Origin of the sequence: uncultured Shewanella sp. (genome assembly GCF_947497935.1) — a bacterium.
Lineage (GTDB): Bacteria > Pseudomonadota > Gammaproteobacteria > Enterobacterales > Shewanellaceae > Shewanella.
Window position 1 is genome coordinate 107,676 of the sequence record NZ_CANMIO010000014.1, and the last position, 13,027, is coordinate 120,702.

Here is a 13,027-nt window from a genome sequence, read left to right on the forward strand (position 1 = left end):
CCATGAACAGACTAGCCACAGAGCACACATCAGAGCAGCCAATTACCCCTGATATGATTATTCACTTTTGGTTTGAAGAAATTGAGCCTAAGCAGTGGTGGGTAAAAGACCTTGAGTTTGATGCCCTCATTAAACAAGATTACGCCAGCTTATTAGCACAAGCTGTGCGGGGGGAACTCTATCACTGGCGAGCAACCCCACAGGGAAGGCTGGCCGAGATCATCGTGTTAGATCAATTCTCCCGCAACATTTATCGAGACACTCCAAAAGCCTTTGCCGCCGATCCCATCGCACTGGTGCTTGCTCAAGAAGCTGTCGCACTTAATAGCGATGCGGAGCTAAAAGCTAAACAAGTGCCGTTTTTATTTATGCCCTATATGCACAGCGAATCGCCGTTAGTCCATGAAGTGGCGGTTAGGCTCTTCAGTCGAGAAGCCGCTAAAGGCAATTTAGATTTTGAGATCAGACACAAGGCTATTATCGACCAGTTTGGCCGTTATCCTCACCGCAATAGCATCTTAGGCCGCGAGTCTAGCGCTGAAGAGATTGCTTTTTTACAGCAACCAGGATCGAGTTTCTAACTGCCGCATTTATACTTTGGATATAAAAGCAAAACAGCCACACAAATAGTGTGGCTGGCATTTTTACAGCCATAGCGAACATCTTTACTCGCCTGACTATTGTGCAGTGATAACCAATACTGTTAAGCAGCCAATTAGCTCTGTCTTATTTAACCACTAGCACAGGGCACTTGGCTTTATTGGCTAAGGTCTCTGCAATATTAGGGTTGAGTAGGTGCGCAATCCCTTTGCGACCATGACTGGCGATAACTATCATACCAATTTGACCGACCTCAGCCTCTTCAAGGATCTCGTCTAAGACATCCCCCTTGCGCAGTACGGTTTTCACCGTCAATCCATGATTGAGTTCCTGCAGGATCTGCTGCTCTATTTTCTCTAGATTTTCATTTGCTGCAGTCTCTATCTGTCTATCAAGTTGCTCCACAGACTCTACTGCAATGCCGTAATGATGCTCACTAAAAGGCTCACTCATCACATGCACCAAACGTAAGCTCACACCATAAAGATTCGCCATCTCGATGGCATAGCTCAGTGCATGAGACGCCGTCAATGAAAAATCCGTTGGACATAAAATTTGTCGAGTACGCATAACTTCTCCTCAACCAAGTCTATCTCTACCTGATTGCAGTCTCGCTTTCACTAGATGGCTCATTCACTTGAGTCACTTGAGCCACTTGAGCCATTTAAATCATTTAACTTCCCACTAGCAGCGGTTACTTGACCACTAGCACTGGGCACTCGGCGCGATTTGCGACCGCTTCAGAAACGTTAGAGTGCAAAAAATGTGATAGCCCAGTGCGGCCATGGCTGGCAATGACTATCATACCCGCCTCTGAGCCCTCGGCCTCTTTTAGGATCTGCTCGGCAGCACTGCCGTGACGAATAACAGACTCAACTGAGAGTTCACTCTTGAGTTCAGTTAATAGCTTCTTCATATTCTCAGCCGCTGAGTCTTCCATACTCTGGGCAAGCTCTTCAGGAGTCACCGTAAGAATTTGATAATTATCCACTCCCACAGGCTGCTCGATAACATGCACGATACGTAGGCCAACATGGTATAGGTTTGCCATTTCAATCGCATACTTTAGTGCATGGGACGCCGTATCTGAAAAATCCGTTGGACATAAGATTTGACGACTACGCATAACTATTTCCTCCAAACATTATTCACTTGCTATCACCATGGTGAATACCGCTTTATGGCAAAGACTTAAACTATAAGCTAATACTAATTCCTTACTAATAAGGTTAGTCATTAAGCCACTCACGTGCCTCTTTTTTACTCTCAAAAAACTTGGCATCGTACGGGGTAAACCAGTCCGTCATTTTTGTCACCCACTCTTGAAGCCGTCCCTCTCCAACAATGGCAATCTTCTCAAACGCCTTGCCATGGGCAACGCCTAGCTTTAGATCATCCCAGGCGGCGCGTAGCTCCCAACCATCTAACTCGCTAATATCCGCTAGCACATTAATCTCAGGGTCTTCGACCCCAGCAATCGCGGACTCTAGCATGGGAACCATATACTCATAATCTTCGTGGGTTAACTTACCAACAGCAACAAAGGTCATATAAAACTTGCTGCCACTGCGCTCTATCCCCACAGATATTCCATGTACATTGCTGCTCATTTTCAATCCTTAGTTAACTAAGTACCTACTCTAATTTTAGGGTGCTGACGATTACTGAACTTGATCTCGGTCACAAATCAATTTGATATTTGATCTTTAATCAAAAGTTCATTATTATCAGACCGACTAATCAGTCGGTTATTTAAAGACCAATTCTGGAGCTAAGTTAATGAACATGCACATAGACCATCAGGCAGCAAAATCACTCTCGCAAATGTTAATCGAACAGCGCACCTGCTATTTAAATGAGCCTGCGCCCAGCTATGACGCCAGAATTGAACACCTAAAGAGTCTTAAAGCCGCCATAATCACCTATCAAGAACAACTCGTGTCGGCGCTGAACCGCGACTACGGAAACCGCTCTATTGATGACAGCGTGATCTCCGATATCATGCCCTGCATTAACAACATCAATTACAGCCTAAAACACCTCAAGAAATGGATGAAGCCTAGCTCTCGTCATGCGGGTCTACTCTTGTCACCAGCCAAGATTAAAGTGCACTACCAGCCACTCGGCGTGGTTGGGATTATCGTGCCGTGGAACTTCCCCATCATGCTGTCGATTGGCCCATTGATCACCGCGCTCGCAGCGGGTAATCGCGCCATGATTAAGCTGTCAGAATTTACCCCCGAAACCAATCAAGTCATCAAGGCGATGCTAAGCAGCATCTTTGATGACAAACATGTGGCTTGTGTTGAGGGGGAGGCCGAAGTTGCTGCCGAGTTTTCCGCGCTATCGTTTGATCACTTACTCTTTACTGGCTCAACCACGGTTGGTCGCCATGTCATGCGTGCAGCGGCTGATAACCTAACTCCTGTGACTCTGGAGCTTGGTGGTAAGTCGCCAGTTATCGTGGCCGATGATATTGATATGGATACCGCAGTCGAACGCATGATCTACGGTAAATGTTTAAACGCGGGGCAAATTTGCGTAGCTCCTGACTATGTACTCGTGCCATGCGCCAAGCTCGACAGCTTTATTCAGGCCTATAAGAAAAAGTTCACCAGCATGTATGGCCAAGTAAGTGACAACAAAGACTACGGCAGTGTGATCAACCAGCGACAATTCGACCGTATCATGCAGGTTCTCGATGACGCTAAGAGCAAAGGTGCCAACATTATTAGCGCCAATGATGAAGCGATTAATAGCGATAAGCGTAAGATGCCAACCCAACTTATCAGCAATGCCAGTGATGAGATGTTAGCGCTGCAAGAGGAAATCTTTGGCCCACTGCTGCCAATCATCCCTTATAACAGCCTAGACGAGGCGATAAGTTACGTTAACCAGCGCCCTCGCCCCCTAGCGCTTTACCTGATGAGCTTTGATAAAGACACTCAGCAGCATGTACTCAAGCACACTCATTCTGGCGGCGTGTGCATTAACGAAGCCGTGTTTCATGTGGCTGCCGACGATGCCCCCTTTGGCGGCATAGGCCCATCGGGTATGGGACACTATCATGGTAAGGAAGGCTTCCTAACTTTTAGTCACGCCAAAACCGTACTCAGCCGTGGTAAATATCTCAATACTGGCAAACTGGTGCACCCTCCTTATGGTGGTTTTATTCAGCGCCTATTGATGAAATTTTTCTTACGTTAACCTCAACTAGGCAGTAATTTGATGAGTCGTATCGACAAAAAACAGGCCATATTAGACACAGCGCTGACGCTTTTTGTCAGCCAAGGCTTTTATGCCACCTCAACCGCTTCAATTGCCAAACAAGCTGGAGTAGCAACTGGCACATTATTTCATCACTTCGCCTCAAAAGAGGCCTTGATGAACCACCTGTATATATCCATTAAGCAGGAGTTTGCCGATGCGATAAAATCGCAAATCAGTCAAAAGGGGGAGTTAAAAAAAGATGCTCAACACCTGTGGTTGGTCGCTATTAATTGGGCAATAACGAATCCACTTAAACAGGAGTTTTTCCAGCAATACTCTATGTCTCCGTCGATCGCATCGGAGGTGAGACAACAAGCAATGAACAGTATTTTAGGCTTTATGGGTGAGTTAATTCAGCAAGGACAGAAAGCAGGCGAACTCGCAGATTATCCGCTACCCTTAATGCTAGAAAGTTGTCATGGCCAATATTTGGCGGCGACACGATATTTTCTCGACAACCCTGAATCATGGAAAGATGAAGCATATAAACAGTCAAGTTTTGCGATGTTTTGGAATGCAATGAAGGCCTAGTTAGTTAACCAGTAGCTGTTTATGAATAAGGCATAGAGCGGCTACTAAGTTAAGGATAATTTATTCAAAGGAGTGAATATGTTAAGGATGAAAACGAAGTGCGAGCGTTGCCATGCGCCACTCGCACGCAAAGATACTGCTTATATCTGCTCATTCGAAGACACCTACTGTCAAAGCTGTAGTGAAAAACTGAACTATACCTGTGTCAGGTGCCAAGGCGCACTAGTACTTAGACCCCCGAGGCTTATTAAACCCTTTAAGGTGCCCAGCGCTAAATTAAAAATCCTCTCCTTAGCTAACTCCTATTAGCGTTTAACCCCTACAACTTATCAGAGCAGTAGAGGCACTCACCTCTACAGCTCTATATAAAAGCTTAAAGACTAGCGCACGCTTATGCGTAAGGTAACCACAGGCTCACACACAAACCTTTATCATCCCGATTATGTAAGCTAATGCGTCCATCGTGGGCCTCAATTATCTCGCGGCAAAGAGGCAAGCCTAAACCTGTACCAGACTGCTTGGTGGAGTAGAAAGGCAGTAAAGCTTGCTGCAAAACATCTGCAGACATACCTAGGCCTTCATCTTTTACTTCAATACAGATCCCTTGGTTGGATCCGCCCTGATTTATCTCCCTGATCTCAAGACTTATCTTATCGCTTTCAGAGCCTGACTCATGGGCATTTTTCAGTAAGTTAAGAAATACTTGTTCCATCTGAATCAAGTCGAAACTAACCTGAATTTTAGGCAGTTCACCTAATAGTTCAAATTGATAGTGCTGCTTTAATTGCTGAGTTAATGACTGCCAATCGACCGGTAACTTTTGCGGCAATGGCAATTTAGCAAAGCGTGCATAATTGAAGATAAACTGGCTAAGGTGACTGGTGCGATCTTCGATAGTATCGAAAATCAGCTTAAGCTTAGGGTCGTTAAGCTCTTTGGTAATCATTCTTCCAGAGTTAACCATAGAGGCTATTGGTGCTACAGAGTTATTCAACTCATGGCTGATAATACGGATCACCTTCTTCCATACCGCCACCTCTTGACGATTTAGTTCTCGGGTCATCTGCTTGAGTAGCACCAAGTGGTGAAACTGACCATTTAACAGAAATTGCCCCCGGGACAGGTGCCAAGTTTCAGCATCATTGCCGTCGGTGTCACTACTGAATGAAAACAAGCCATCCTTGGGGTTCTCCAATGCACTAACCAGCTCCTGCGATGCCCCTTCAAGCAGCTCGCTTAAACTCATCCCCTCAATTCTAAGTCCATCATGAAACAGATGCCTTGCAGCATCATTAGCATAAATCACTCGCTGTTTATCATCGAGTAGCAGCATCACGTTAGGGGAGCTTTGAATAACCTTATCGAGCAACAATTCACGCTGGTAAATATATTGCCGCTCTTTACGTAACGTCTGTGCAGATTCATTAAATAGATTGGCTAATGCCTGTAACTGTTTATCGCCGCTCACCGGAATACTCACACTAAAGTCATTATCTTTAAAGTTAAGTAGCCCGACCTCTAACGCCATTAGGCTTGAGGCTAGGCTGCGAGTGCCGATATAACTTATCGCAACCGCCAGCAAAATAGCTGAAGTAAAAAGCAACAAATACAGCCAATAGTCAGTAACAACGCTTTGTTGTACCTCTGATGAGCCAAACCAAAGTAAGCCCGTAAACGCCAACAACAACCCTGTTGCGCAAGCCAAAACTGCACTAGCAATCAGTTTAACTCTAAGAGAAACCACGATACTCTCACTCATGAGTTACTTATCAATCCCATACTTATCCATGCGTCGGTATAGGGCTTGGCGACTTAATCCTAACGCCTTAGCGACTCGAGCAATCACGCCATTATGCTGGTCGAGCGCCGCCTCAATATTGGCTTTTTCGGCTTGCGGGGTGTCAGTGTTCCTCTCCTCAGTATTACTCGCCCCAGCGCTGTTAACTTGCTCCGCCGAAGATTGCATAGGAGAATAGCTTATTTGAGCTTGAACTTGTGAAGCTGCAGATTCTTCAACGATAGCGGCTTTAACTGAGCTAATGGCAGTCTCAACAATCGGCGAAGCCGCACCTTCTAACCCAAAGTCCTCGACGGTTAGCTCTGAATTAGCCGCTAAGATCACCGCTCGTTTACAGGCATTTTCCAGTTCCCGAACATTACCAGGCCAAGAATGTCCCTGCAGCACCTGCTGAGTTTTACGGGATAAAGAGAAGTCGGTACCGATAAAATGCGTAACCAGCGGCAAGACATCGTCTTTACGTTCATTTAACGCAGGCAAAGGTAGCTCAATCACATTAAGGCGATAGAAGAGATCCTCACGAAACTGCCCCGCTTGAATATCTTGTGCTAAATCGGCGTTAGTGGCACTGAGCACTCTTACATTAACTCTGCGGGTTTGATGACTACCTAAGCGCTCGAACTCACCGGTTTGCAACACACGCAGTAATTTGACCTGCCCAGAAAGCGGCAGGTTACCAATTTCATCTAAAAACAGTGTGCCACCATCGGCAGCTTCGAAACGGCCAATACGAGCCTTAGTTGCCCCAGTAAAAGCGCCTGCTTCGGCGCCAAACAGCTCGGCTTCAAGCAAGTCCATCGGCAGCGCGCCAATATTGACCTTAATAAAGGGCTGATTCTTTAAAGATGAATTAGCGTGAATGATATCGGCTAATTTATCTTTACCCGCACCGTTAGGGCCGGTGATCAATACCGACACATCAGATTTTGCGATCTGAAGCGCTAAGTCGACACAGCGCTGCATGGCACCGCTGTTAAAGACGATACCGCACAGGTCGGCGTCTTTAATGGCCACCATACGCTGGCTTTCAACTCGGCTTAGCTTTGCATTATCCTTTGCAAGCCGATGCAGTGAAATAAGGTTGCAGATGCTGTTGAGTAACTTGGCATCATCCCAAGGCTTGCCCATATAATCGGCCGCGCCCTCTTTGACTAGCTCCACGGCCAACTCAAGCTGAGTCCATGCTGTGAGTAATATGATGGGTAGCTCAGGCTGTAGCTGTCGAAAAGCATAAAATAAACTACGCCCCTCTTCGCCAGAGGTGGTGTCTTGGGTGAAATTCATATCTTGTACCACCAGCGCCACGTCATGCAGTTGCACTAATTCGAGGGCAACATCAGGCGATAGGCAGATGAGCGTCTGATAACCATTCAATTCCAGCATTAAAGACAGCGCGTTACATACGGCTTGGTTATCGTCGACAATTAGAATTGTATCCATAAGATCTTATTATTTATTCTTCATTCTTTAGGGCTGGCTATAAAACTAACTGAAAGCCGAACAGAGTTAAAGTAAAGCTCACATTCGGCTAACAATTAGGTAGCATTCTCCCATTCACAAGTTGCAGATTACACGCTGCGAGTCGCTGTTGCTGGGGAGATTTTCGCGGCCTTTTGTGCAGGTAAAATCACCGCTATGGTGGTCAACACAAGCAAACCGGCGACAGTGGCTATTGGGTAAATCAACTCTAGCTTAGGCAAGCTGTAAAGAGTCATTAACTGTTGCCCGAGCTGCACCGCTATCAGTCCACCGAGCAGTCCACCTGCAAGGCACAATAGATAGTTCTCCACTAGGAAAAAGCTGATAATATCTCGCTTCTTGGCGCCAAGTGCCCTGCGTGTACCTATCTGCTTAGTGCGGCGCTCGATGTTAAACATCACCATGCCTGCAAGCCCCAAAGAGGTGATAAGCAGCAATAACACCACCATCATAGACAGCACTGTTGCCATTAACTCATGGTCACGATATGAGCTGTTGCGATGCTCTTTGATAGTAGTGAAGCCACGAACCACACGGTTTGGATGTTCTTTATGTAGCGCAGCAGCAATCGCCTCTTTTAAATCAGCAATCGCAGACTCATCAGCACGCACTAAATAACGGGTAAAAGACCTCCCCAATTCGGTATTGAGGATCACACTGCGATTAATATTTGACTGGTTCACCCAAGCGCTTTGTAAACGCTCGACCACACCAATGATTTTCATCGGTTGGTCGCCAATATTACCGCGATACATTATCTGGCCAATTGCAGACTCATCACCAAAGGTATCTTTAGCAAAGCCTGCAGATACTATGGCTAAGGTTGCCAGCTCAGGGCCACCGCTACTCACCTCATCAGGGTAAAAATTTCGCCCCTCAATCAGCTTCACCCCTAAGGTCGAAATCATCTGCTCATCACCATAATAAAGCGCTGCATTGGGAGTATCTTTACGTTCCTCCTCACTGCTGCCATAAGAGAAGTTAGCAGACCAACCACCACCACTGAGTGGCGTCATGCTGCTAGAGGTGGCAGATTTCACTCCGTCGAGGTTACGTATGATTTCCACATCAATCAGGTTCTGCTTGTTCGGGTCGATGCTGTCATCGAAGTTATAAACTGTTAAATCAAAAACTTCCGACTCAGCAATCCCTGACTCTCGTGATATTAACCCGACACGCTCTTTAATGATAAAACTCGCGTTGGCCACGATTGCCACCGATAAGATGATTTGCACTAGCAGCAATAATGGGCCACTTTTATTGCGCATTAACATGCTTAATATGGGTTTAATTTGAAACATAAATGCAGTCCTTGCTCATTGTGTGGTTTATTGGCTCTTGAGATAAACACTGGGATTAGTGCTGCAGATACGCCATGCGGGATAAATTCCAGCAACAATGGCAGCACTCACTGCGATAACAGGTGCTATCAGCCACATGCTTTGATCCAGCTGCGCCAGCGATGCTTCCAAATCAAATTTAGAGGATAAGAAATACAGTGCTATCCAAGCCCAGAGCAGACCTAGAGCGCCTCCACAAAAACCAATCAAGCCCACTTCAACTAAGTGCTGAGAAAAGATCTGTAATCTGCTCGCGCCAATCGCTCGCCTAACACCTATCTCGGGCGCACGCTTTAAGAATTTAGCCAAGAGTAACCCCAACATATTGACTAAACACACCACCAAAAACAGCGCACTTAAGCCCACCAATACCTTGTTGTCTTCTGAGACGACTTTGTTAAAGCTCAACCACTGAGCAACATCACGAATTTCACCGCGGGCATCGGGGCGCTTAAAGCGTCCAATTAGCTGCTGTTGCTCCACGTAACGTCCTAGCCAATCTCGGTATTGTTGCTGCTTTTCACTACTGTCTAGCTCAACCCAATATTGCAGCCAATGCATCTCAGAGTTAAGCCTGTCTTGATAGGTGCGTATATCTTCATGGCGCCAGCTTTGGTTATTGCCCCAGCTTTCATACTCTTCAATTGGCGCGAGAGAGAAAGGCACATAAACACGGGCGGAGTCGTTAAAAGCCCCATTATTAACATCAAAATATTTAGGGCTCGGGTTCCACTTATCTATGACACCAACCACTTGATAAGGCTTACGGTTGAGTAATAAAGTTTTACCGACACTATTGCCACCTCCAAAAGCTTTTTGATTGATACTTTGATTAATAACAACCTTATAGCCTCCCTCTTTATCGACCTGTTTACTCCACGCGCCACCATACAAAAATGGCACATCAAACAATGCGAAAAAATCGCCTCCGGTCACCCTTACGCTTTCTAAAATAGGCGAAAAATTCACATCATCAGTCTGCACTGCAAGACCGGTTCTAAACATGGCAGCTTGCCTAACAGGTACATTACTTTGACTCAGGTTATAAGCATCTTGATAGGTGATCTGCTCGTTAATCGTCTCCCAAAAGTTACTGTCTTGGCTCATCAGCTGCACCGCAAATAACTGCGATGAACGCTCACCAGCCGGATTAATCGATGCCATCTTGTAGATATTCAAAGTGGTGATAGTGATGCCGATACCAATAGAGATGGCGAGGATCATCAACAAGGATAAAAACGGCGTCTTCTTGATGCTGCGCCAGGCTAAATCCAAATAATAAAAAAACATCATGCTCTCCTTAGCAATCCATTAAGCCACTGAAGCCGTATCAGTAATAGACTGGGGCTTTTTATCTGACTGACCACCTTGATACATAGTGAAATCACACACTTGGCCATCGACAATCTGAATATTACGCTGGGCACGGCGAGCAAGTTCAGCATCGTGGGTGACCATGATAATAGTGGTGCCAGCCTTGTTAATGTCCTCTAATAACTCCATCACTTGGCGCGCCATTAAACTATCCAGGTTACCTGTCGGCTCATCCGCTAATAAGAATCTTGGCTCGCCCGCCAAAGCTCTGGCAATGGCTACACGCTGCTGCTGACCACCTGAGAGCTGTGTCGGTAGATGCTTCATTCTTGAGGCGAGTCCCACCTGCTCTAGCGCTCGTTCGACTCGAACTTTACGCTCCTTAGCATTGAAGCCGCGATATCGCAGTGGCACCTCGACGTTCTCAGCCAGATTCAAGTCAGATATAAGATTAAAGCCCTGAAAGATAAAGCCGATTTTCTCGTTTCTAATCGCTGCACTCTTGTTGTCACTCAAGTTTGAAATATTCACCCCATCGAGAAAATAGTCGCCATGGGTAAAACCTTCTAATAAACCTGCAATATTAAGGAAGGTGGTTTTGCCTGAGCCAGATGGACCGGTAACCGCAACAAACTCCCCTTCATTAACCTCTAAGTTAAAGTCACGTAATGCGTGGGTTTCCACTAAATCCGTTTTAAATACTTTGCTGATGTTGTTCATCGATAACATGGTCAATATTCCTTTAATGCTGTTTATCCATCTCACTAAAATTTGGTTGGTGGTCAGTAATCATTTTTATTTAAATTGCTTACTGGGTAAGCGAGCTAATAATGCATTCGAGTGCGCGGCCGATAAGCTGCCCAATGAGCTGGTCATCACTCAGACTGACATCAGACACTGTGCTTAGGTGCGACTCAGTACCAGTGCCAAACTCAATCAGATTAAGGCCGATAAACATCCAGTCTCCCGCCCTATCGGTCGATACCTGCACCGCGACCACCAATAGCATTAATACTGCGACGGTGACGAGTTGCTGCTTATTCATTTGCTTAACTTTGCGACTAACTCTGCTTTTAACTCTGCTAATTGTTTTATTCATTGTCAGCTTCCTTATTCAGTTAGCGAACGATCACTTGCGCTGCTTTATTAAATGGCTCGACACTTGAGGTCACCCAGACATCTCCCTCTTGGCCGCCTTGGATCACTTCGATATGACTCATGCTGCGGGCACCTAACTGAATAGGAGTTTGCTCGGCAATATCCCCATGCATAGCGTAAACCTCTTGGCCGCCACCACTATTAACAAAGGCGCCACGCTTAACCATCAACACATCAGGCCTATGTTCCAGTAATACTCTTGCCGATAACCTTTGGTTCTGACGCAGTTGTAGGCTGCGGTTTTGTTCAAACCTTACCCTTGCAGTCACTTCACGGTTACGTACCTCGGGAGAGATGGAAGATAACTCGCCCATCACTTTTTCCGAACCAAAGCTCAGCTCTACCGCCATACCTATGCCTAACTCATCGGCGTAGGACTCTGGTACTGCTAGCTCAGCTTCAAACGCGCTTAAATCAACAACGGTCAAAATGGGTTGGCTCTGGCCAATACGGGCTTTTTGCTCCGTAAGCCAGTTACCAATAATGCCGCTAACGGGCGCAGCGATATTCAGCGCCGCCACTTGACGCTCAAGCTCTTTAACCACCAGCGCCTGACGATCAACCTCTAGCGAGGTGTTCTTAAGCTCAAAAGTTAAGGTATCTTTCATTAACAGCGCTTCTTGACCCGCATGGGCAAATAGCAGCTTGGCCTTATGCAGATCATCTTTACTCTTTTCGAAGTCTATTTTGCTAATAAGCTTGGACTCGATCAGCTGGTCACCTCGGCGGCTCTCTCGGTCGGCGGCCTCTAAATCCACCTTAGCCATATCCAAGGTTTGCTGAGCCTTAAGCTGTTGGCGGCGAGCATCGAGACGAGCACGCTCAAGCGAGCTTTTCATCCCCTCCAGCACTGCTTGTTGCTGCTTCAAACTGTTAGTTAGTTTATGGCTCTCAATAGTGGCAACCACCTCGCCTTGCTCAACCGTATCGCCAGGCTTAGCAATCAAAGTGACAGAACCCAGTTCAGGGCTATAGAGAACGGGTGCATTGGCAGCAACAATCTTGCCTGTGGTAGGAATATCACGGATTAAGGTGCCACGCTCTAAGGTGGCAAACCTCAGCTCAGAGCGCTTAATTGAGTTGGCAATCGAGTCGCTATCCATACTCGACCACACCAGACCCGATACAAGTAGAGCGGCAATACCAAAGATTGCTGGGCGCTTAATTTTACTCACCTTACTTGGCTGCTTTATCACATCTTGCGCGCTGGTATCCTGAATCATCTTCTTTCCCTAAAGTGTCCGTCTTTAACGATTACCGCTTTGATATGTCTATTAATACAATCGCCGTGCCAAAAACAATTAAACTCAACAAAACAGCAAGTTAACTAAAACAACAAAGCGTACGCAGCTAGAAGTGTCCGCGGACACAGCTCAAAAGTGTCCGATAAAATAGTGGGAATGTCCGATATGAGGAAAGTGTCCGATTTAAAAGAAGGAGCTAGGCTCTAGGGCGCTTCACTTCGAGAGCGGGCTGCGCCCTGCTAGGGAAATCACAAGCTTGACGGGCTAAAGCCCGACCTACAACTGCCAATACT

At 46.2% G+C, this 13,027-nt stretch carries 14 protein-coding genes; 4 read left to right on the top strand and 10 right to left on the bottom strand.

What is annotated here, in order from left to right:
* The first annotated feature begins 2 nt into the window (after positions 1-2).
* Positions 3-581, top strand: a complete 579-nt coding sequence (locus Q1A86_RS15590) for a DUF924 family protein (protein WP_299808284.1) — start codon at positions 3-5, stop codon at positions 579-581.
* Between the two features lie 145 nt (positions 582-726).
* On the opposite strand, the gene Q1A86_RS15595 is transcribed toward Q1A86_RS15590, so the two are convergent.
* The 3 genes from Q1A86_RS15595 to Q1A86_RS15605 all read right to left on the bottom strand — a co-directional run bounded on the left by Q1A86_RS15595 (position 727) and on the right by Q1A86_RS15605 (position 2,210).
* A complete protein-coding gene (locus Q1A86_RS15595; protein ID WP_299808287.1) occupies positions 727-1,170 on the bottom strand; it encodes a universal stress protein in 444 nt (147 codons plus the stop codon).
* A gap of 124 nt (positions 1,171-1,294) precedes the next feature.
* The gene (locus Q1A86_RS15600; RefSeq protein WP_299808290.1) at positions 1,295-1,726 is read right to left on the bottom strand and encodes a universal stress protein; all 432 of its coding nucleotides are present in this window, start codon (positions 1,724-1,726) and stop codon (positions 1,295-1,297) included.
* A gap of 103 nt (positions 1,727-1,829) precedes the next feature.
* Positions 1,830-2,210 (bottom strand): STAS/SEC14 domain-containing protein, encoded by a 381-nt coding sequence (locus Q1A86_RS15605; protein ID WP_299808293.1) that lies wholly within the window; start codon positions 2,208-2,210, stop codon positions 1,830-1,832.
* 169 nt (positions 2,211-2,379) lie between these two features.
* Between Q1A86_RS15605 and Q1A86_RS15610 the strand changes: the two genes are divergently transcribed.
* The 3 genes from Q1A86_RS15610 (at position 2,380) to Q1A86_RS21210 (ending at position 4,710) form a co-directional block, all read left to right on the top strand.
* Positions 2,380-3,807, top strand: a complete 1,428-nt coding sequence (locus Q1A86_RS15610) for a coniferyl aldehyde dehydrogenase (protein WP_299808296.1) — start codon at positions 2,380-2,382, stop codon at positions 3,805-3,807.
* 21 nt (positions 3,808-3,828) lie between these two features.
* Positions 3,829-4,401, top strand: a complete 573-nt coding sequence (locus Q1A86_RS15615; protein ID WP_299808299.1) for a TetR/AcrR family transcriptional regulator — start codon at positions 3,829-3,831, stop codon at positions 4,399-4,401.
* A gap of 87 nt (positions 4,402-4,488) precedes the next feature.
* Complete coding sequence (locus Q1A86_RS21210; protein ID WP_367277925.1) at positions 4,489-4,710, top strand: DUF1272 domain-containing protein; 222 nt, start codon at positions 4,489-4,491, stop codon at positions 4,708-4,710.
* An 82-nt stretch (positions 4,711-4,792) separates the two neighbouring features.
* Here the strand turns inward: Q1A86_RS21210 and Q1A86_RS15620 are convergent, their stop codons facing one another.
* The 7 genes from Q1A86_RS15620 to Q1A86_RS15650 all read right to left on the bottom strand — a co-directional run bounded on the left by Q1A86_RS15620 (position 4,793) and on the right by Q1A86_RS15650 (position 12,713).
* Positions 4,793-6,160, bottom strand: a complete 1,368-nt coding sequence (locus tag Q1A86_RS15620; protein WP_299808302.1) for an ATP-binding protein — start codon at positions 6,158-6,160, stop codon at positions 4,793-4,795.
* A 3-nt stretch (positions 6,161-6,163) separates the two neighbouring features.
* Complete coding sequence (locus tag Q1A86_RS15625) at positions 6,164-7,639, bottom strand: sigma-54 dependent transcriptional regulator (protein ID WP_299808305.1); 1,476 nt, start codon at positions 7,637-7,639, stop codon at positions 6,164-6,166.
* 128 nt (positions 7,640-7,767) lie between these two features.
* On the bottom strand, positions 7,768-8,979 hold the full coding sequence (locus Q1A86_RS15630) for an FtsX-like permease family protein (protein WP_299808308.1): 1,212 nt from the start codon (positions 8,977-8,979) through the stop codon (positions 7,768-7,770).
* 27 nt (positions 8,980-9,006) lie between these two features.
* Positions 9,007-10,308: an ABC transporter permease gene (locus Q1A86_RS15635; RefSeq protein ID WP_299808329.1), complete on the bottom strand. Its 1,302-nt coding sequence runs from the start codon at positions 10,306-10,308 to the stop codon at positions 9,007-9,009.
* 21 nt (positions 10,309-10,329) lie between these two features.
* A complete protein-coding gene (locus Q1A86_RS15640; protein WP_299808312.1) occupies positions 10,330-11,061 on the bottom strand; it encodes an ABC transporter ATP-binding protein in 732 nt (243 codons plus the stop codon).
* A gap of 79 nt (positions 11,062-11,140) precedes the next feature.
* Positions 11,141-11,431: a hypothetical protein gene (locus Q1A86_RS15645; RefSeq protein ID WP_299808315.1), complete on the bottom strand. Its 291-nt coding sequence runs from the start codon at positions 11,429-11,431 to the stop codon at positions 11,141-11,143.
* Positions 11,432-11,450: 19 nt separating this feature from the next.
* On the bottom strand, positions 11,451-12,713 hold the full coding sequence (locus tag Q1A86_RS15650) for an HlyD family efflux transporter periplasmic adaptor subunit (protein ID WP_299808318.1): 1,263 nt from the start codon (positions 12,711-12,713) through the stop codon (positions 11,451-11,453).
* Positions 12,714-13,027: the final 314 nt, after the last annotated feature.

Excerpts from the sequence above, each read along its gene's own strand:
- Q1A86_RS15615 (WP_299808299.1), top strand. The coding sequence starts at position 3,829 with ATGAGTCGTATCGACAAAAAACAGGCCATATTAGACACAGCGCTGACG.
- Q1A86_RS15645 (WP_299808315.1), bottom strand. The coding sequence starts at position 11,431 with ATGAATAAAACAATTAGCAGAGTTAAAAGCAGAGTTAGTCGCAAAGTT.
- Q1A86_RS15590 (WP_299808284.1), top strand. The coding sequence starts at position 3 with ATGAACAGACTAGCCACAGAGCACACATCAGAGCAGCCAATTACCCCT.
- Q1A86_RS15630 (WP_299808308.1), bottom strand. The coding sequence starts at position 8,979 with ATGTTTCAAATTAAACCCATATTAAGCATGTTAATGCGCAATAAAAGT.
- Q1A86_RS15640 (WP_299808312.1), bottom strand. The coding sequence starts at position 11,061 with ATGTTATCGATGAACAACATCAGCAAAGTATTTAAAACGGATTTAGTG.
- Q1A86_RS21210 (WP_367277925.1), top strand. The coding sequence starts at position 4,489 with ATGAAAACGAAGTGCGAGCGTTGCCATGCGCCACTCGCACGCAAAGAT.
- Q1A86_RS15625 (WP_299808305.1), bottom strand. The coding sequence starts at position 7,639 with ATGGATACAATTCTAATTGTCGACGATAACCAAGCCGTATGTAACGCG.
- Q1A86_RS15605 (WP_299808293.1), bottom strand. The coding sequence starts at position 2,210 with ATGAGCAGCAATGTACATGGAATATCTGTGGGGATAGAGCGCAGTGGC.
- Q1A86_RS15635 (WP_299808329.1), bottom strand. The coding sequence starts at position 10,308 with ATGTTTTTTTATTATTTGGATTTAGCCTGGCGCAGCATCAAGAAGACG.
- Q1A86_RS15610 (WP_299808296.1), top strand. The coding sequence starts at position 2,380 with ATGAACATGCACATAGACCATCAGGCAGCAAAATCACTCTCGCAAATG.
- Q1A86_RS15650 (WP_299808318.1), bottom strand. The coding sequence starts at position 12,713 with ATGATTCAGGATACCAGCGCGCAAGATGTGATAAAGCAGCCAAGTAAG.
- Q1A86_RS15620 (WP_299808302.1), bottom strand. The coding sequence starts at position 6,160 with ATGAGTGAGAGTATCGTGGTTTCTCTTAGAGTTAAACTGATTGCTAGT.
- Q1A86_RS15600 (WP_299808290.1), bottom strand. The coding sequence starts at position 1,726 with ATGCGTAGTCGTCAAATCTTATGTCCAACGGATTTTTCAGATACGGCG.
- Q1A86_RS15595 (WP_299808287.1), bottom strand. The coding sequence starts at position 1,170 with ATGCGTACTCGACAAATTTTATGTCCAACGGATTTTTCATTGACGGCG.